This is a genomic window from Nonomuraea sp. NPDC050783 (assembly GCF_040802095.1).
In the GTDB taxonomy this organism is placed as follows: domain Bacteria; phylum Actinomycetota; class Actinomycetes; order Streptosporangiales; family Streptosporangiaceae; genus Nonomuraea.
This window is the reverse complement of the sequence record NZ_JBFAHK010000010.1, coordinates 310,428-329,213: the sequence shown is the minus strand read 5'-3', so window position 1 is coordinate 329,213 and position 18,786 is coordinate 310,428. Positions and strand designations below refer to the sequence as shown.

The window sequence follows — 18,786 nt, the reverse complement described above, 5'->3', positions numbered from 1 at the left end:
CGAGCATCACATGATCGAGAAAAGGACAGCCTCATCGGCCCTGCTGAGGACCGCTGTGGCATAGAACCGTCTCCACGTTTTCAGGGGATTGACAGCCCACAGCAACCAGTCTCTATCACACTCATACGAGTGGCCCACGGCTTGACAGCAGCATGAAGAGTGGATAGATCAATACGATGAAGCGCAGAATAGACCCCAGAAATCCTCCACTTGCTCCGTGTCCCCATGATGCCGCGTGTCCCGGACACCCTGCAGAGAAGCCGAAGCTTTCGGCCTTAGCAGTCGTCGGACTCGCTCTGGTCTTGTTGTCACCCGCAGTCCCCCGAGAAGGGGGCCTGTTGACCGCAGCCGTGGGCTTTCTCGTCAGTTTGGCCGGCATTTTTGCGACGCGGCGGAAGCGACAAGCAATCGGACTCAGTCTGGCAATCACTGGAGTGGCGCTTGCGCCCATTTGTTTTCTGCTTGTATTCGCGTCCGCCTCACTGCACTCCGAGGAGATCGACCGACTCGAAGGGAGGATCGGGAATCTTGATGACCGCATTCGGTCAGTGTGCCAACAGGTTGAGGTCCAATACTGTTGATTGAGAAGGTAGCAGCCCTCAGAGATCTGAACACAGCGCGCATGTGTGCTGTCCACAACGCCGTAAGCCAATGGACCATCAGTTGCAGTCCACGTTGCAGTTCAAGTCCATGCTAGGTCGTTCAGGCTGGAACAGACATGTCCACTGACCTGCATTGAACTATCTGTAATGGCTCGAACTGGATTTGATCCGCGAGCCCATGGCCAGCCCTCAGCCGCTTCGGTGTGGGCCAGGGCATACGGACGATCAGGCGAGCGAGGCGTACACGGACGTGCTTTTCAAGATCCGGCACATACGCGGAACGCCATCAGAGCGATCTGAGCAACGTCCCGCCAAGGCGCAGCTTAGAGCACCAACTGCCCACTAAGATCAACTCCACTCATAATCCGTGGGGCGTGGGTTCAAGTTCCACCCGCCCTACTCACCAATACCGCGTTCGACCTGGGGTTCCTCGGTTTTCGCCAGCCTCTGAGCATGTTGCTGATCATGGCTGTTGCTCGGTGGCCGCTCGTCGGCGTGGGTCGTGAAACGCGGTAGATCATTTAAGTCGCCTCCGTCATGGCAGGCCGTGGCGACGATCTAGAAAAGACCAATCCGGAACGCCCGCACCGCCTGCTCGGCCGAGCCACGGCAACGGCAACGGCAACGGCAACGGCAACGGCAACGGCACCATCTTCTATTGGTTCCTCAGCGCGTTCCCCCAGCCTTCGCCTCGGAACCGAGCGGACTTTTGGTCCGCTGGTTCACAGTAGCTGCAGGACGGGGCAGGGTCCGCAGAAGCCGCGGTCCCGCCTGAGCTGCTGCATGAGGCCGACAGGGAGCACTGCCGTCAGACCCGAAGGTGAGACCCTGCGGCGAGCCCGCCAAAGCGCTCCAGAGGCTCCGTATCACCTGTTCGCTGGACGTCTGCTTCAGGAGCGCAGCGTGCTCCGGCGGCGCAGTGGCTTGGGGCTGAGGGCGACCTTGGGTTGTGGCCTACCAGCGACCCACCGCCTGAGGCACGTCGGCAGGGGTGGACGTCGGCAAGGGTGGGCGTCGTCGCCGGACCGCCCATCGTGGCAGGCTTTCTCGTCGGATCCCTGGCGTGCCGGCCCTCCATCAACGCGGTTCCGCCCATACCTGGTGGCGCCACCTCGCCTCCAAGATCAGCCGAAAGATCGACGGCTCGCGCGGGGGCGGCTCGCACAGTTCGACGTCCTCGCCTCGCGTATGGAACGTTTGCGTTCTATCCATGCGATGGCCTACCTTGAAATAGAACGGTCTCGTTTTATTTGGGGGGTCAATGACCGTCGAGCACAACGCGGGCACCATCCGGCGCCCGCGTGTCACCGCCGAGCGGGAACGAGAGCTGCTGTCCACCGCTCTCGATGTACTCCGGGAAGCGGGCTATGAGGCCCTGACCATGGAGGACATCGCGAGCCGGGCGCACTGCGGCAAGGCGACGCTGTACCGGTTGTGGGGCGGTAAGGCCGGCATGATCGCCGCGGCGCTGCAGGCGACGGGGCAGGTACGTGCGGCCGAGGTCGACACCGGCAGCCTCCGCGGCGACCTGGTCACCGTGGCCGAGAACCTCGCCCAGCACGCCGCGCAGGACACCCGGCTGTTCGCGGCGATGCACCACGCGGTCCTGACCGACCCGGATCTGGCCGCCGCCGTGCGGTCCTCCTTGCTCGAACCGGACAATGCGCACGTCATGCGGTTCATCGATCGGGCCGTGGAACGCGGAGAGCTTCCCTGCCGCCCGCAAGCCGCGGACTTCCTTCCCCAGCTGTTCATGGGAGCGGTCATGAGCCGCCCGGCCGCCGAGGGACAGTACGCCGACTCCGCCTACCTCGTGCGGTTCATCGACCAGTGCGTTCTGCCGGCGCTGCGCAACGGCTGACCATCACCTTTTCTCTTCGCTTCGGAGTTTCTCCTTGTCTGTAGCAAGTGCTGCCCGGACACCCGTCCGCGCGCAACAGCCCGCCCGCCGTCACTGGTGGATTCTGGTCTTCATCGGCATGGCCCAACTGATGGTGGTCCTCGATGCCACCATCGTGAACATCGCCCTGCCGTCCGCCCAGGCGGACCTCGGCTTCTCCGACGGCGACCGCCAGTGGGTGGTCACCGGCTACTCCCTGGCCTTCGGCAGCCTGCTCCTGCTCGGCGGCCGGATCGCCGACCTGTTCGGCCGCAAGGTCACCTTCCTGACCGGGCTCGTGGGCTTCGCCGCGGCCTCCGCTCTCGGTGGTGCCGCCCCTGGTTTCGAGTTGCTCATCGTCGCCCGCGCCCTGCAGGGCGTCTTCGGAGCACTCCTGGCCCCGGCCGCCCTGTCGCTGCTCACCACCACCTTCACCGAGCCGAAGGAACGTGCCAAAGCCTTCAGCGTCTTCGGCGCCATCGCCGGCGCGGGAGGCGCCATCGGCCTGCTGCTCGGCGGGCTTCTCACCGAGTACCTCACCTGGCGCTGGACGCTCTACGTCAACGTCGCCTTCGCCATCGTGGCCTTCGTCGGCGCGTTCCTGCTGCTGAGCCGGACCGGCCGCGACCGCGACGTGGTCCTGGACGTGCCCGGCACCATCCTGGTCTCCGCCGGCTTGTTCTCCGTTGTCTTCGGCTTCTCCAACGCCGAGTCCCGGGCCTGGAGCTCCCCGTTCACCTGGGGCTTTCTCGCCGCTGGAGTGGTTCTGCTGGTCGCCTTCGTCTGGTGGCAGACCAGGGCGCGCCACCCGCTGCTGCCCCTGCGTATCCTGACCGACCGCAACCGCGGCGCCTCCTTCGTCTCCATCCTGCTGATCGGCGCCGGCATGTTCGGGGTCTTCCTCTTCCTCACGTACTACATGCAGCAGATCCTCGGTCTCACGCCCGTGTGGACCGGTGTGGCCTTCCTGCCGATGGTCGCCGGCATCATGACCGGCACGATCGTCGCCAACAACGTGCTGCTCCCCCGCATCGGACCCAAGCCCGTCGTCCCCGCCGGCATGGCCCTCGCCGCGATCGGCCTGCTCTGGATGACCACCCTCGAACTGCACAGCGCCTATCTCACTCACGTCCTGCCGCAGCTCGTCATCACCGGTCTCGGCATGGGCCTCGTCATGGCCACGTCGATGAACCTGGCCGTCTCCGGCATCGGCCCGCACGACGCGGGCGTCGCCTCCGCGGCCGTCAACACCATGCAGCAGATCGGCGGCTCCATCGGCACCGCGCTGCTCACCACCATCGCCACCAGCGCCTCGACCGGCTACCTCACCGGCCGGAACGTAAACGATCCCGCCGTGCTCGCCCGGGCATCGCTGGAGAGCTACTCCGCCGCCTACACCTGGACCGCTGTGATCTTCATCGTCGGTCTCGTCGTCAGCGTCCTGCTCTATCGTCGGGGTGTTCCCCGGCAGGACACCGAATCCGGCCCCGCCATCCACATGTGACTCCGAACGCAGTGATGTTCGCGTACGCCGCCAGGACACGGTCCGAAGACATCGGGTGGCGCGCAGCAAGAGCACGGTGCGGCTGGACACGCTGTCGGCGGAGGACGTCGGCATCGCTCGTCGGCGTGCACGGCCCGACGTGGCGCTCCGCCCTCCAGGCCATCATCGCGTGGAGCACCTCGCGGACGTTCCGCGAGGAGGTCATGACCTCCTGCGACTTCCCGCTCCCGGGTGACCTGCCGGCCTTCCCCTCGTGGTCGATCAGCTCGTCTACTTTCGACACGCTTGAACGTCTCCTGGCCAAGCTCGCCACGACCTTTGGCGTCCCGTCCGGGCACCCGTTCTCCGGCCCGCAGGGGCTGATGCGCTCTTCCGTCATCGCCGGCGGGTCTCGTCGAGGTCTTGGTCCTCGACCTGGAACCCGGTGAGCCTGGGGTGCGCCGTGTGGAGTGGGCGATCGCGGTGGAGAGCTGGGACGCCGGCGACCTCGAAGTGATCACCGAGGACCGGGGGCCCGGAGGTCAGCGGCGTCGGCGAGTACACCACGACGTTCACCCTCGGCCGGGCGCCCGCCCAAAGTGAGCGGTACGTGCTGGACCTCAGAGTCCACGGCGGGCGGTCTCGGCTCCGTCCGGGTGAACGGGGGTGCGGCCAGAGGCTTCGACACCTCGTGCCCGCGTGTGAGGGTCGCCACCGGCCTGCGGGAGGGCGAGAACACGGTGACGTCCGGGTCGCCGGTTCGCAGAACAACCAGCTGCTCGCCCGGGGCTACGACGACACCATTCCCGACGTGGTGGCCGGGATCGGCGGAAGCGGCCGAACGTTGCGGACCGAGGTGCACGATCACCGGCCGCTCGGGCCGGTGCGGCTGCTGCGGGCTGTCAGTCCAGGCCGGTGATGGTGGCCGCGGCGCGGGTGGCGGCCTCCCTGAGCCACCTGTGCCCGGGGTCGAGGTCGTTGATCGGGTGCCACCACAGCGCCTCGACCAGGATGCCCAGCTCGAACGGCAGGCGCGCCGTCGTGAGACCCGGCGTGCCGCCGTTCAGGCGGGCGACCCGCTCGGGGACCAGGCCGATCCGGTCGGTGCCGCGGACCAGGTGCGGGACCGCGAGGAAGTTCTCCGTGGTGATCTCGGCCCACGGCTCGACGCCGGCGGCGTGCAGCCGGTGCAGGACGGACAGGACGGGAAAGGGGCTGGCGTACGGCAGCACCCAAGGCCGGGCGCGCAGATCGGCGACGTCGAGCCCGACCGGCCCGTCGCCGTCCACCAGGCAGGCCCACCGGTCCTGGTACAGGTCGAGGCTCGGATAGCCGGTGAGGATGCCCTGCGGCAGCACCAGCATGTCCGCGTCGCGCAGGTAGGTCTCCGCCTGCAGCACCACGGACCTGGTGCTGTGCTGGAAGCGGACCCGCAGGTTCGGCGCCTCGCGCTTGAGCAGCTCGGCCAGCGCCCGGCCGAAGTTCGGCAGCTGCGCGTCGGAGGCGATGACGGTGAACTCGCGCGCGGCGGTGGCCGGGTCGAACTCCGCCCGATTCTCGAAGACCCGGTTGGTCCACGACAACGCCATCGCGGCCTGTTCGGTCAACCGCTCGGCCAGCGGCGTCAGGGTGTAGTGGTTGCCGGTGCGGTGCAGCAGCTCGTCGTCGAAGTGGCGGCGCAGCCGGCCGAGCGCCGCGCTGACCGTGGGCTGGCTGAGCCCCAGCCGCTGGGCGGCGCGGCTGACGTTGCGCTCCTGGAGCAGCGCGTCCAGCGCCAGCAGCAGGTTCAGGTCGGTGCTCATCGTCACGCCCTCCAGGTATCGACACTATCTATATGTTAACCCAATATTTCCGCCTTCCCTCGCCGTTCTTCTGCTCGTAATACTCGACATGTCGGCTCCGACGAGCGCGATCGCCGATGCCCTTCGAGATCGATGAGGTCTATACCCATGTCGTTTCACGTCTTGATCGCCGGCGGCGGGATCGGCGGGCTCTGCCTGGCGCAGGGTCTGCGCCGCGCCGGGATCAGCTGCGCGGTCTACGAGGCCGCGCCCGGCGTCGTCCGGGCCGGCTACCGGCTGCACATGAACGGCGCCGGCGGCGCCGCGCTCCGGCAGTGCCTGCCGGAGCACCTCTTCGAGCTGTACATGCAGACCTCCCGCAAGCCCCCTCGCCGCGAGTGCTTCGTCATCCTCGACCACCTCGGCAACGAGGTCGGCACCCGCCCGCACATCGGGCCGCCGAACGACCCGGAGCGCCCGCACACCGCCGTCAACCGCCGTACGCTGCGGCAGATCATGTGCGAGGGCATCACCGACGTCCTGCACTTCGGCCACACCCTCACCGGGTACGAGATCGTCGAGGACGGCGTCCGCGCGCTGTTCGCCGACGGCTCTTCCGCCACCGGTGACGTGCTCGTGGCCGCCGACGGCATCAACTCGGCGATTCGCGCCCAGTTGCTGCCCGGCGTGCCCGTGCTCGACACCGGCCTGCGCGGCGCGTACTCGCTCGCGCCGGTCGACGAGGCCCTGATGGCCGAGGTGCCCGAGGCGCTGAACGACGGCTTCGTCATCGCCATCGGCCCGGACGGGACGACGCTCGCCTTCGGCCTGTTCGACCCGCGCCGGCCCATCGAGGAAGCGGTCGCCGATCTCGCGCCGGGCGCCGCCGTCGACCCCGTGAGCCCGTACATGATGGTCAACCTCGGCGCCCAGGCCGGCTCGCCGGCCGCGAGCGCCCTGCCCGACCTGTTCACCCAGACCCCGCAGCAGCTCCACGACCTGATGCGCGCCGCGACCCGCGACTGGGCGCCCGGCATCCGCAAGCTGGTGGACCGGGTCGAGATCGCCTCGATCTTCCCGGTCTCGATGCGTCACCTCGAACCCGCCGAGCCGTGGGCGCCGAGCCGGGTCACGCTGCTCGGCGACGCGATCCACGCCATGCCGCCGACGTTCGGCGCCGGCGCCAACAGCGCCCTGCGCGACGCCGCCGCGCTCGCCACCGAGCTGGAGCACGCCGCCCACGGCCGCAAGGACCTGCTGAGCGCCATCGGTGACTACGAGGACGACATGCGCGCCCAGGTCTTCCCGATCCTGCGTGCCTCGGCCGACCCCCGGGCGTTCAGAAGCGACTTCCTGCCCGACGACGTCCAAGCCTCCCGAAAGGAACCCTCAGCATGACCACCGGAGAAGACCTCGAACTGCTCGTCGCCGGCACCCTCCTGCGCGGCAAGCTCTTCCACCCCGCCGGCACCGGGCCGCACCCTCTGATCATTCTGCAGGGCGGCCTCGGCGGACCGGCCGAGTCGTCGTTCGGCACCGCGGCGGCCTTCACCGCGCAGGGCCTGGCCTGCCTGGTCTACGACCACCGCGGCACCGGCTACAGCGACGGCGCGCCCCGCCAGCAGTTCGACCCGTGGCAGCAGTGCCGCGACCTGCGTGACGTCATCACCCTGATGACCCTGCGCGACGACATCGACGCCGGCCGGATCGGCCTGTGGGGCATCAGCATCGGCGGCGCGAACTCCCTGTTCGTCGCGGCCACCGACCGCCGCGTCAAGGCGGTCGTCGCCATCATCCCGCCGGTCAGCGGCTGGAGCGCGCGCAAGCTCCAGCCCGCCGATACCCTCGCCGAGCTGGAGGCGCTGATCCCCGTGGACCGGCAGGCCCAGGCCCGCGGCGAGCAGCCCATGACGATCCGGCTGCACGGCACCCCGGGCCCGGGCGACCCCGTCATGTTCAGCGACCACGAGGGCATCGAGTTCGTCGAGAACATGATCCACCACCTGCCCAGCTTCAAGAACGAGATCACCATCTCCACGCTCGACCGCCTCTTCGAGATGGAGGTGCGCGCCTACGCCGAACGCATCGACCAGCCGCTGCTCATGGTCCTCGCCTCCGAGGACACCGTGGCGCCGGTCGAGGAGGCGCGGGAGATGTTCGAGCGGATCCCCGGCGAGAAGGAGCTCGTCGAGTACCCCGGTCAGCACTACGAGATCCTGTCGAATCACTTCCCCGAGATCATCTCCCGCACCGCAGGATGGCTCGCCACCACGCTGCGATGACCGCCGACGCCTGGGCCGCCGAGCGGCGGAGCCGGCGGCTGCGGCCCGTCACTCTGGCGGTGCTCGGCGCGCTGTCGGCCATCGGCCCGCTGTCGATGGCCCTGTACCTGCCGGCCCTGCCCGCCCTCGCCGCCGGCCTCGGCGTCCGGCCGGCCCAGGCGGAGCTCACCGTCACCGCGTGCATGATCGGGCTCGCCGCCGGGCAACTGATCGCCGGCCCGCTCAGCGACCGCTACGGACGCCGCAGGCCGCTGCTGATCGGCCTGGTCCTGTACGCGGTGACCTCGCTGGCGTGCGCGTTCGCCGGATCGCTCGGGCCGCTGATCGGGCTGCGGTTCGCCCAGGGCCTGTTCGGCGGGGCCGGGATCGTCATCGCCCGCGCCATCGTCCGCGACGTCTGCGACACCGCGGCCGCGGCCCGGATCTTCTCCACGCTCGTGATGATCACCAGTGTGGCACCGGTCGTCGCGCCGCTGGCCGGCGGGCAGCTCCTCCGCCTCACCGACTGGCCCGGCATCTTCGTCGTCCTCTGCCTGGTCGGCGTGGCGCTGCCGGTCGCGGCGGCGGTGACGCTCCCCGAGACCCTCCCCGAGACCCTTCCCGAGACCCTTCCCGAGACCCTTCCCGAGACCCTTCCCGAGACGCCGCCCGCCGCGAGCGGGACGAGCGCCGCGAGCCAGGCGCCGCCCCGCCGGTGGTCCGCGATGGCCGCCGACCGGCGCTTCCTCGCCTACGCCGCCGTGCTCGCCCTCGGCAGCGCGCTGCTCTACTGCTACGTCTCGATGAGCTCATTCGTCCTGCAACACGACTTCGGGCTCAGCGCCCAGCAGTTCAGCTTCGCCTTCGCGACCATGGCGGTGGGGATGGTGGTGGCCGCGTCGATCGGCTCGGCCCTGGTACGCCGCAAGAGCGCCCGGTACGCGCTGATCGCCGGGCTCGTCGTCGCCACCGCCGGCTCCACGGCGCTGCTGGCGGCCACCGTCCACGGCGTTCCCGTCCTGGTGTTCCTGGCGATCCTGCTGCCGACCGTCTCGTCCGTCTCCATGATCGTCCCGAGCAGCACCGCCCTCGCCCTGACCGGCCAGGGCATGAACGTCGGCACCGCCTCCGGGGTGCTGGGGCTGCTGCAGTTCGGGGTCGGCGGCATGCTCGCCCCGCTGCTGTCCGGCGGCGGCTCCATCGCGATCAGCATGGCCGCGGGAATGGCCTGCTGCGCCGCCGGGGGCATCCTGGCCGCCGGACTCGCCGGCAGATTCCTCTCCACCCGGTCCTGATCCGACGTTGCGAGGCTTACCCGGCACCCTGGAGGCCGGCGAGCAGCTCGTGCCGGCCGGTACCGACGGTGCGTGCCAGGGAGCCGACCTCGATCAGCGCGGTGACACCGGCCGGCACCTCCACCGTCAGGGCGACCTGCCCGTCCCGGCGCGCGAAGGCCTCCCGGATGACGGCCGCGCGGGCGGCCGGCCGCTCGGCGTCGCTCTCGCGCCCGAGCACGCGAGCGACCTGAGCCACAGTCCAGGTCGAGCGGACGTGGAACATCGCCGCGACCATCTCGCTGTGCAGCGTGGGAAGCACCATCGTGATGGGGTCCAGCCCTTGAGCCACCCCACTCGGCGCCAGCCAGTCGCCGAACTGAGGGCCGGTGTTCCACATCGTCAGGTGACGTGCGCGCCGGGCCTCGTCAAGGTCGTCCCCGAGCCGGTCGGGGACGCTGGAGGTCGCCTGCCGCCACTGGCAGGCCACCCAGCGACACATCGCCTCGTCATTGTCCTGAAGAACCCTGCGGTCGGCGTAGCGCTCCCACAGCGCCCACGGCACCAGGGCGATGGCGTCGCTCCAGCCGGCTGCGGCGCGCAGGCTCGTCGGGCTCTCCATCGACGGGATCACGGGGACGACGGTGGGCGCCGCGCCCTCGTCGTGCTGCTCGGCGCGGACGTTGGCCGGCCATCGTTCGGCGAAGTTGCGCACGTCCACGTTGTTCGACGCGGCGGGCGCGAAGATCTGGAAGTCGCCCGTCCAGCCGGCGCGTTCGCGTTGCGGGCAGTCCGTGGGGACCGACAGGAAGTTGCCGCGTTGCGACCACACGACGTTCTGGTGCAGCCGGTCGATCGGCGGGTCGGACGTGCGCAGTTGGGAGGTTTCCGGCGGGTCGGAAGCGATGACGACGGCTTGCACGTCGGCGAGCCTGAACGGTGCCGACGCCGTGAGCCGGGCGTAGCGGAATCCGTGGAAGGTGAAGGCCGGCTCGTAGGTCAACGGCTGGTCGTCCGCGCAGATCAGCACGTCGGTCTGGTCCTTGTTCGGTCCGGCGATTCGGAAGGAACTCCGATTTCTCCATCCTCATAGCCTCAGCAGACACTCCTGTTATCAGACGGCCGCTCGACCAGCGCCCTTACCGGGATTCCGGTCCAACCGATATAGCGAGCAGAGGCGAGCTGCCGATGGCAAGGCATGCCGGCGTCGAACACCGTGTCACACCAGCTGCCCGCCCGCGGCATCGTCGGTGACGGCCTCATCGATCTCGGGCCGGACGGCGTCGCCGCCGTCGCCGAGGTCTCCACCGTCAGCTTCGCCCTGCGCACCCCCGACGAGCAGGACGTCCTGGCCGCCGTGTTCGGCCGCTGGCTCACCTCCCTGTCCGGGCCCGTCCAGACCCTGGTCCGCGCCGCACGTTCGGCACCCCGGCGCCGGCGGCGGCGTTCCCCTTCACCAGCCCGGACCTGACCACCGAGCTCGGCGAGCGTCACCGGCCGGCGCTGCCCGCTCCAGGTTCATCGCCAGCGCCCGCGAACACCACCTGGTCACCTCCTCCCCGCACTGCACCCGTTGCGCCAGATCGCCGTAGCCCGGCCTGCCCTCACCAAGGCCTGGGCCGACAGCGCCCACCGCACCAGCGTCATCGAGGGCGCCGTCATCCTGGGCATCGACCTCGAAGCCGTCCGCGAAGACCCCGCCGCCAAGGGATTCACTCCGCTGCCACGCCGCTGGGTGGCCGAGCGCACCTTCGGCCGGTTGGTGCCCCACCCCACCTGGACCCTGGACCAGACAGGATTGAACGCCCACCAGGTGGCCTCGTGCCGGATCTCAATCTGATGCGGGCCCTCGATGCGTTGCGGAAGGAGCACAGCGTGAGCGGGGCGGCCAAACGGCTCGGGTTGAGCCGACCCACGCTGAGCGCGTTCCTCAGCCGTCTTCGTCGTCACTTTGCAGACGACCTTCTGGGTACGTCGCGGAACCAGTACATCCTCACGCCCCTGGCGAGCGCCTCCTCGACCAGGTTTCCCAGGCGCTGCTGCCGGCGTTCGGTCGAGCACTCGCCGATCTAGTGCGTCTTGAGGCGCCGGGCGTGCGGTTGAGGTTCCAGCACAGCACCGCGGCGGTGGTCGAGGGCGCTACCGGCATCCTCCGTCATCTGTACCAGGACACCTGGAATTGCCTGATCGCGGCCGAGTACGACGGGGAGCTGACCGTCGACGACCTGCGTAGCCGCCCGTGGATCCTGGGTACTACCGGCCGCTCGGTGAGGGAACGGTGGTACAGAAGCTGCGGCAGGCGGGTGTCGAACCGCGCCAGGAAATCACCACCGAGGACTACCTCGCGATGCCCCACCTGGTCGCCGGCGCCAGTCGCATCGCGTTGACTCCTGCGCGTGTTGCGGCCCTCGCACCGTCAACCGGCGAGGCGCTGACGGCCGCTCCGGCGGCGTTCGCGTCGCACCTGAACATGTCGATCTGAGCAGCGATTTGCGACATGGTGGTGTATTTTCGATTTTTTCTTGACTGCACTCTGAGGACGGACTTAGGCTCCCGGCATCGCCCTGAACCTAAGGGTGATCACCGCAAACACGAGCCGCGCGACCGCCGGAGGTGCTGAGTGGCCGAGTCACGACTCTGCCTGGCGATCCGCTGGTGGAAGAGCACGACGCAGCGACACGAGGCGATCCCTGCGCGCCGATCTGCTGACCCTCGGGGGCTCTACGACACCTCGAGCACCGCCGGTCGGGGCGTACGCCCTGCCCTGGAGCAACCAGCACCCAGGTGATCTCGAGCGGGCCTTGACCAGCCCGGACCGTGCCCCGCAGGAGAGCAGCAACGGCACGGACGTCGATCGACCGCTTTATGTCCCCGGCGGTTGACGCATCCACGCAGACCCGCCCGCATACCAACGGAGAGACCATGTCGAAGACCGCCGGAGCCAACGTTCGCCGCGGCGCCGCGTTTGTACTGATGTCACTACTGACACTGCCTCTCGCCAGTTGCTCGAGTGGCGACGACACCGCCAAGGCCAGCGCCACCGACAACGTCGCGGTAGCCGCCAAGGAGCGGGTGGCCTCGTTCCTGAAGCCTGTCGAGAACATCAAGCTCGACATGCCCGCTTTGTCCAAGGCCCCGGATCTTCAGGGCAAGAAGGTTCTTGTCGTCCCGGTCGCAAGCTCCATCTTCAGCACCTATGTGGACGGCGTCACCGATGCTCTGAAGCGGGTCGGCGCCGTACCGCAGGTGTGCGACGGGCAACTCTCGCCATCGACGGCGACCACCTGTTTCAACCAGGCGAAGTCCATCGGCGCCGCCGGCGTCATCAGCATCGGCAACAACTACCAGCTGATGCCCAACGCGTTCGACGACCTGGCCGCGGCGAAGATCCCGGTCATGGCGGCCACGACGTCGCCCGACGGAAAGGAGCCCACCGATTATCTCGCGTTCCAGCCGGTGGTCGACAGTCAGACGGCGGCCATGACGGCTGCTCAAGACTACATCCTGTCCAAGGCGGGTTCCCACGCCAACATCCTCATGCTCGGCATCTCGGATGTGCCGGTCCAGCTCAAGCTGGCTCAGGCGGGCAAGAAGTACCTCCAGGAGAAGTGCCCCGGCTGCACCATCGACCTCAAGAACGTCGCGAGCACGCAGACCGACCAGGTCGCCTCGCTGGTCAGCTCCGCCGTGCTGAAGAACCCCGGCCTCAACTGGATTTACCCCGTCAACGTCGAGGTCTCCGGCCCGCAGGTCAACACGGGCCTCCAGAGTGCCGGCAAGATCTCGGCCGTCTCCCAGGGCGGTACGGGAAGCGGGCTGGGCGGTGCCCAGCTCGTCGAGAAGAAGCAGGCGATGTTCACGGCGCAGACCTCTGTCAATGTCCTGGCCTGGAACGCCGTCGACGGACTCCTCCGGCTGCTCGACCACCAGCCTGTTCCGGACAAGTACCCCTACGCAGTGCGTGTCGTCGACGCGTCGAACATCGGCTCACTCACGCTGGACGCCAAGTCCGCGACCGGCTTCGACTGGTTCGGCGAGCCGACCTACCAGGACGAGTACCTGAAGCTTTGGCACGTGGCCGAGTGATGAGCGAGAACGGCGACCGCGACGCCGGTCAGCAGATCCGGCTCCGCGTCGGCGGGCTGTCCAAGCGGTTCGGTCCGAACCTCGCACTGGACGGAGTTTCTCTCGACGTGCGCCGGGGTGAGGTCTACGGGCTCATCGGTCAGAACGGCTCGGGCAAGTCGACGCTGACGAAGGTGCTGGCGGGCTACCACGTTCCGGAGCCCGACGGCACTGTTGAGATCGACGGGACAGCGCTCCGCATGCCACCTCGGCCGAAGGAGCTGCTGAGCGCGGGGATAGCGTTCGTGCACCAGGATCTGGGCCTGCTCGACCACATGACCGTCATGGACAACATCTGTGTCGGGAACCTGGAGGCCTCGCGAATCCTGCGGCGGGTGCAGTGGGCCCGCGAAGCCGAACGCGCCCGCAGGGTATTGGCAGGACTCCGGGTCGACATCGACCCGGCCAGATTGGCGGGCGATCTGGGCGCCGAGGAGCGGGCGATCGTCGCGATCGCCCGCGGCCTCCTCCGGCTGCCCCCCTCCGGCGGCCTGATCGTCCTGGACGAGGCGACGCGTGCGCTGCCTGAACACAGCCTCGCGGAGGTGCACCGGGTGATGCGCGAGATCGCCCACCAGGGCGGCTCCGTCGTGCTGGTCAGTCACAACCTCGACGAGGTCATGGCGGTGACTGACCGGGTGGCGGTATTCCGCGACGGTCGCGTCGTCACCGCGGGCTTGGAGACAACGTCGACGGACAAGCGTGAGCTCGCGCGGATGATGTTGGGCTACGACGTCCGGGACGACGAGTTCCATGTCGCGGGTGTGGCGGACGACGTCCGCCCGACGCTCAGCATTCGCTCGCTCGCGGGACGACAGATCGAGTCCCTGGATCTCGAGGTCAAGCCGGGCGAGATCGTCGGCATCACGGGACTGAACGGGTCCGGGTTCGAGGATCTGCCGGCGCTGCTGTCGGGCGCGGCACCGAGCTCGGGACACCTCCAGATCCGAGGGCGCGCCATTCCGCCCGGGAAGCGCTCGATACGGGCCATGCTCGGCGCCGGGGTCGTCGTGATCCCGGAGCGGCGCGAGCGCGACGGGCTCGCCTTCGACATGACCGTGGAGGACAACATCACCTTCCCTCGGTTGCACACACGGGGCACACCGTGGTTCGTGGGCAACAAGTGGCGGCGTGAGGAGGCCGGCTGGGTTGTCGACCTGCTCGACGTGCGACCGCGCGACCCTTCGCTGCTCGTCCGTCAGCTCAGCGGCGGGAACCAGCAGAAGGTGCTGCTCGGCAAGTGGCTGGCCTCGAAGCCCGACCTCATGGTGCTCCACGAGCCGACCCAGGCCGTCGACGTAGGCGCGCGCCGGGACATCCTCGAGGCCGTCCACAGCGCCGCTCAGTCGGGAGTGGCCGTCGTGATCGCCTCGGCCGAGATCGGTGACCTCGCTGCCATCTGCCATCGCGTCATCATCATGCGTGCTGGTCGTGCTGCGGCACTGCAGCAACGCCCGACCCGAGACGAGATCCTCCGGGAGCTTCACACCGACGCCATGAGCGATCAGCCAACCGCCACGAGCAACGCTGAGGAGGGGACGGCATGAACGACGCCGACACGACCCGAGAACTGACAGACCCAACCGACGTGACATCTACCGTGGCCGGCCCGGGGAGGCTCGCGTCTTCCTCCAGGCCCGCACCTTCCAGGTTCTCGATGCGTCTCCTTCTGGAGCGCTACCTGCTGGTCGGCGTCTGGATCGCGCTGGTGATTCTCCTCGGGCTCACTCAGCCGGACAGCTTCCTCACCTCCACCGCCATCCAGGTGATCTTCGGTGCCTCCGCCGTGTACGTCGTCCTGGGACTGGCCGCCATGTGCACCACGCTGGTGGGCGAGATCGACCTGGCAGTCCCCTTCATCATGGGACTGGCTGCCACCAGTGTCCCCGTTCTCGTCAGCAAGATGGGCTTCAGCGTTCTCGCCGCTTGCGCGGTCGCGCTGGTGCTGAGCGCGGTGGCCGGGCTCATCAACGGCCTGCTGATCGTCAAGGTCGGCGTCGATGCGTTCATCGTGACGCTGGCTTCCGGCACCATTCTGCTCGGATTGGCCGGAGGGATGTCACATCAAGTCCCCGTCTCCGGACTTCCGCCCGAGTTCTCCCAGGTGGCCATCAGCAAGTTCATCGGCCTGCCGGCCTTCACTTGGTACGGCTTCATCCTCGCGATAGTGGGCGCCTATGTCCTGGCCTTCACGCCTCTAGGACGTGACATTGCCTTCGTCGGCGCCAACCGTGAGGTCAGTCGTCTCGCGGGGATCCGCGTCGACACCGTACGCCTGTTCGCCTACGTCCTCGGGAGCCTGCTCGCCGGCATCGCCGGAGTGCTGCTGGTCGCGCAGCTCGGCGGCTTCGAAGCATCCACGTCGGGCAGCTACCTCCTCCCGACCTTCGCGGTGCTCTTCCTGTCCGCCGCTGTGGTTCGACCCGGGCGCTTCACGCCGATCGGTCTGTTGATCGCCGTCTACTTCATCGCGACCGGGAATCTTGGGATTCAGCTGTTCGGCTACAGCGGCTGGCCTCAGCAGCTCTTCTACGGCGGCTCCCTGGTCGCAGCCGTGACTGCCGTCCACATCGTGCGTCGCAAGTCGAGCACCTTCTGAGTTTCCCCCCGGATCGAGAGGCGCCATCGCGATGGACACCCCGAACGACGGACCGCGCACGGGCCGGCTTCCTCGTCGATGCCTCGGTCGCGGCCGCCGCGCCTCCTGAGCAGGACCGAGTAGCGAGGTGTCGGACGACGTTGACGGGACAGGAGCTCGGCGTCCTGCCGTTCGCGCCAGCCGGCCGAAGGGGTGGCCCGCCATCGCATCGACCTGCCGCAGCCACGGTTCGAGTCGATCCTGGAGTGGAAGATCCAGGCCCTTCCTCGGCTCGACTATGTGATCGGCATCCTCATCGCTGAGATCAACGAATGGCTCCGACCGACCTCGATACAGGCATGAGGTAGGGGTCGGGGTCATAGATGCCGTCGATAACGATGGCGAAAAGTATCGGATTCCCAAAACCGGCGCGGGCTGTAACCGTCATATCCACGGTGCCGTCCACGGCACCGTACGGTCTGAGGCCTCGACGCGCCATGGAGCCGGCGAAAGAACACTTTCGCGGCAAGGAGTGACGCATGTCCTTTCATGTTCTCATCGCGGGCGGAGGCATCGGAGGTCTCTGCCTGGCACAGGGATTGCGCAAGGCCGGGATCAGCTGCGCGGTGTACGAGAGTGCTCCGGGCCTCGTGCGGGCCGGCTACCGGCTCCACATGAACGCCGTCGGGGGAGGCGCCCTCCGCGAATGCCTGCCGCCCAACCTCTATGAGCTCTATGTGCAGACCTCCCGCAAGAACCCACGCCGCGAGATGCTCACCGTGATCGACGATCAGTGCAACGAGCTCGGATCGCGTCCGCACGTCGGGCCCCCCAACGACCCGGACCGTCCTCACACCGCGGTGAACCGCCGAACGTTGCGGCAGATCATGCTGCACGGGATCGAGGACATCGTTCACTTCGGTCATGCCGCCGTCGGATACGACATCGAGTCCGACAGGGTCCGGCTCAAGTTCGCCGACGGCTCGTCAGCCGAAGGCAGCGTGCTGGTGGGCGCGGACGGTCTCCACTCGGTCGTGCGCCAACAGCTCCTTCCCGAGGTGGCGACGCTGCACTTGGACATGCACGGGTGTTACGCGTCGGTGCCGATCGACGATGCTCTCATCGCTCGGATCGAGCGGGAGGCGCCCGCCCTTCTCGATGGCTTCGTCATCGCCACCGCACCCGACGGCCGGATGTTCACCCTCGGCTTGTTCGACCCCCGCCGTCCCATCGGCGAAGCCGTCGCGGAGCTGGCGCCGGGCGCGGACATCGACGATGTCCCTCCCTACATGATGATGAACGTCGGCGCCGCCCCCGGTTCCCCGGCCGCGGAGGGTATGCCCAACTTGTTCCAGGCCGACCCGGGGCGTCTGCACCAGCTGATGCTCGACACCGCGAAGGGCTGGGCACCGATCGTCCAGGACCTCGCGGCCCGCGTGACGCCGGAGTCGATCTTCCCGGTGGGTATCCGGTACCTCGCACCTGCCGAGCCCTGGGCACCAGGACGGGTCACTCTCCTCGGCGACGCCATCCATGCCATGCCGCCCACCCTCGGCGCCGGAGCCAACAGTGCCCTCCGCGATGCCGGCTCGCTCGTGCGAGCACTCGTCGCGGCAAGCTCGGGCCAGCAGTCCATCGAGGCAGCCATCGGCGCCTACGAGCAGGACATGCGCGAGGAGATCTTTCCGATGCTGCGGGCCTCGGCCGACCCCCGCGCCATGGACCTGGACTTCGTGCCCGGCAAACCCGAGACCACCACTCACTGAACGTCACACACCCGCTAAGAGGAGTCACCATCATGACCATCACTGAGGACATCGAGCTCGATATCGCCGGCACCACCCTGCGCGGGAAGCTGTTCAAACCCGATGGCGGGGATCGCCATCCGCTGGTCGTCCTGCAGAGCGGACTCGGCGGACCGGCCGAAGGCCAGTGGGGCATGGCGGACAGCTTGACCTCCGCCGGACTCGCCGCGCTGATGTACGACCACCGTTGCAGCGGCTACAGCGACGGCGAGCCGCGGCAGCAGTTCGACCCGTGGCAGCAGTGCCGGGACCTGCGCGACGTGCTGACCCAGATGATCCTCCGTGACGACATCGACGGCGAGCGGATCGCACTGTGGGGGGTGAGCATCGGCGGCGCCAACTCGATGTTCGTGGCCGCCACCGACCGTCGCGTCAGCGCCGTCGTCAGCATCATTCCACCGGTCAGCGGCTGGAGCGCTCGCAAGCTCCAATCTGCGGACACCCTCGCCGAGCTCGAGGCCCTCATTCCGGTCGACCGGCTGGCGCAGGCCCGCGGCGAAGCCGCCATGACCATCCGCCTGCACGGAACCCCCGAGCCGGGTCGCCCGGTCATGTTCTCCGACCAGGAGGGTTTGGACTTCGTCGAGAAAGCGGTTCACGGTCTGCCCAGCTTCCGGAACGCGATCACCATCTCGACGTTGGACCGCTTGTTCGAGATGGAGGTGCGAGCCTACGCGGAGCGCATCGACCAGCCGCTGCTGATGATCCTCGCCTCTCACGACACCGTCGCTCCCGTCGAGGAGGCGCGGGAGATGTTCGAACGAGTTCCCGAGCCGAAGCAGCTCATCGAGTACGAGGGTCAGCACTACGAAATCCTGTCGAACCACCTGCCCGAGATCATCTCGCGCTCGATCGCCTGGCTGGCCGAGACGCTCTGAGCTCCCGCGCGTGGCCGTCCCGCCGACGGTCACGCGCCGGCTTCGTCGTGCTCCGCGGTCAGGATCGTACCGGCGACCAGCGGCGGCGGCGCCACACCCTGCCCCTTGACAGGGCGGACC

General features: G+C 68.2%; 16 protein-coding genes. 14 read left to right on the top strand and 2 right to left on the bottom strand.

Going from position 1 to position 18,786, the window contains the following annotated elements:
• Positions 1 to 1,863 precede the first annotated feature (1,863 nt).
• Entirely contained in the window at positions 1,864 to 2,463 is a 600-nt protein-coding gene (locus AB0H75_RS27230) for a TetR/AcrR family transcriptional regulator (RefSeq protein ID WP_367800804.1), read from the top strand.
• A 118-nt stretch (positions 2,464 to 2,581) separates the two neighbouring features.
• A complete protein-coding gene (locus AB0H75_RS27225; protein ID WP_367800802.1) occupies positions 2,582 to 3,985 on the top strand; it encodes an MFS transporter in 1,404 nt (467 codons plus the stop codon).
• Between the two features lie 881 nt (positions 3,986 to 4,866).
• On the opposite strand, the gene AB0H75_RS27220 is transcribed toward AB0H75_RS27225, so the two are convergent.
• Positions 4,867 to 5,766 (bottom strand): LysR family transcriptional regulator, encoded by a 900-nt coding sequence (locus tag AB0H75_RS27220; protein WP_367800800.1) that lies wholly within the window; start codon positions 5,764 to 5,766, stop codon positions 4,867 to 4,869.
• 147 nt (positions 5,767 to 5,913) lie between these two features.
• Here AB0H75_RS27220 and AB0H75_RS27215 point away from each other — a divergent pair, with 147 nt between their 5' ends.
• The 3 genes from AB0H75_RS27215 to AB0H75_RS27205 are packed head-to-tail and all read left to right on the top strand — an operon-like array spanning position 5,914 to position 9,301.
• Positions 5,914 to 7,143, top strand: a complete 1,230-nt coding sequence (locus AB0H75_RS27215; RefSeq protein WP_367800798.1) for an FAD-dependent oxidoreductase — start codon at positions 5,914 to 5,916, stop codon at positions 7,141 to 7,143.
• Positions 7,140 to 8,027, top strand: coding sequence for an alpha/beta hydrolase (locus AB0H75_RS27210; protein WP_367800796.1), 888 nt, complete (start codon positions 7,140 to 7,142; stop codon positions 8,025 to 8,027). Before AB0H75_RS27215 ends, AB0H75_RS27210 begins: the two co-directional genes overlap by 4 nt.
• A complete protein-coding gene (locus AB0H75_RS27205; RefSeq protein ID WP_367800794.1) occupies positions 8,024 to 9,301 on the top strand; it encodes a multidrug effflux MFS transporter in 1,278 nt (425 codons plus the stop codon). The genes AB0H75_RS27210 and AB0H75_RS27205 overlap by 4 nt, the downstream gene beginning before the upstream one ends.
• A 16-nt stretch (positions 9,302 to 9,317) precedes the next feature.
• Here the strand turns inward: AB0H75_RS27205 and AB0H75_RS27200 are convergent, their stop codons facing one another.
• Positions 9,318 to 10,340 carry a family 78 glycoside hydrolase catalytic domain gene (locus tag AB0H75_RS27200; RefSeq protein ID WP_367800819.1) on the bottom strand — a complete coding sequence of 341 codons (1,023 nt, stop codon included), beginning with the start codon at positions 10,338 to 10,340 and terminating at the stop codon, positions 9,318 to 9,320.
• Between the two features lie 156 nt (positions 10,341 to 10,496).
• On the opposite strand from AB0H75_RS27200, the gene AB0H75_RS27195 reads away from it, so the two are divergent.
• The 9 genes from AB0H75_RS27195 to AB0H75_RS27155 all read left to right on the top strand — a co-directional run bounded on the left by AB0H75_RS27195 (position 10,497) and on the right by AB0H75_RS27155 (position 18,666).
• A complete protein-coding gene (locus AB0H75_RS27195) occupies positions 10,497 to 10,751 on the top strand; it encodes a hypothetical protein (protein WP_367800792.1) in 255 nt (84 codons plus the stop codon).
• Positions 10,752 to 10,853: 102 nt separating this feature from the next.
• The gene (locus tag AB0H75_RS27190) at positions 10,854 to 11,120 is read left to right on the top strand and encodes a hypothetical protein (protein WP_367800790.1); all 267 of its coding nucleotides are present in this window, start codon (positions 10,854 to 10,856) and stop codon (positions 11,118 to 11,120) included.
• The gene (locus AB0H75_RS27185; protein WP_367800817.1) at positions 11,120 to 11,353 is read left to right on the top strand and encodes a LysR family transcriptional regulator; all 234 of its coding nucleotides are present in this window, start codon (positions 11,120 to 11,122) and stop codon (positions 11,351 to 11,353) included. The genes AB0H75_RS27190 and AB0H75_RS27185 overlap by 1 nt, the downstream gene beginning before the upstream one ends.
• A 205-nt stretch (positions 11,354 to 11,558) precedes the next feature.
• Positions 11,559 to 11,762, top strand: a complete 204-nt coding sequence (locus tag AB0H75_RS27180; protein WP_367800788.1) for a hypothetical protein — start codon at positions 11,559 to 11,561, stop codon at positions 11,760 to 11,762.
• 440 nt (positions 11,763 to 12,202) lie between these two features.
• Positions 12,203 to 13,366 carry a sugar ABC transporter substrate-binding protein gene (locus tag AB0H75_RS27175; RefSeq protein WP_367800786.1) on the top strand — a complete coding sequence of 388 codons (1,164 nt, stop codon included), beginning with the start codon at positions 12,203 to 12,205 and terminating at the stop codon, positions 13,364 to 13,366.
• Positions 13,366 to 14,952, top strand: coding sequence for a sugar ABC transporter ATP-binding protein (locus tag AB0H75_RS27170; protein ID WP_367800784.1), 1,587 nt, complete (start codon positions 13,366 to 13,368; stop codon positions 14,950 to 14,952). Before AB0H75_RS27175 ends, AB0H75_RS27170 begins: the two co-directional genes overlap by 1 nt.
• Positions 14,949 to 16,004: an ABC transporter permease gene (locus AB0H75_RS27165; protein ID WP_367800782.1), complete on the top strand. Its 1,056-nt coding sequence runs from the start codon at positions 14,949 to 14,951 to the stop codon at positions 16,002 to 16,004. The genes AB0H75_RS27170 and AB0H75_RS27165 overlap by 4 nt, the downstream gene beginning before the upstream one ends.
• A 518-nt stretch (positions 16,005 to 16,522) precedes the next feature.
• Complete coding sequence (locus AB0H75_RS27160) at positions 16,523 to 17,749, top strand: FAD-dependent oxidoreductase (protein WP_367800781.1); 1,227 nt, start codon at positions 16,523 to 16,525, stop codon at positions 17,747 to 17,749.
• Positions 17,750 to 17,781: 32 nt separating this feature from the next.
• Positions 17,782 to 18,666 carry an alpha/beta hydrolase gene (locus AB0H75_RS27155; protein WP_367800780.1) on the top strand — a complete coding sequence of 295 codons (885 nt, stop codon included), beginning with the start codon at positions 17,782 to 17,784 and terminating at the stop codon, positions 18,664 to 18,666.
• Positions 18,667 to 18,786 lie beyond the last annotated feature (120 nt).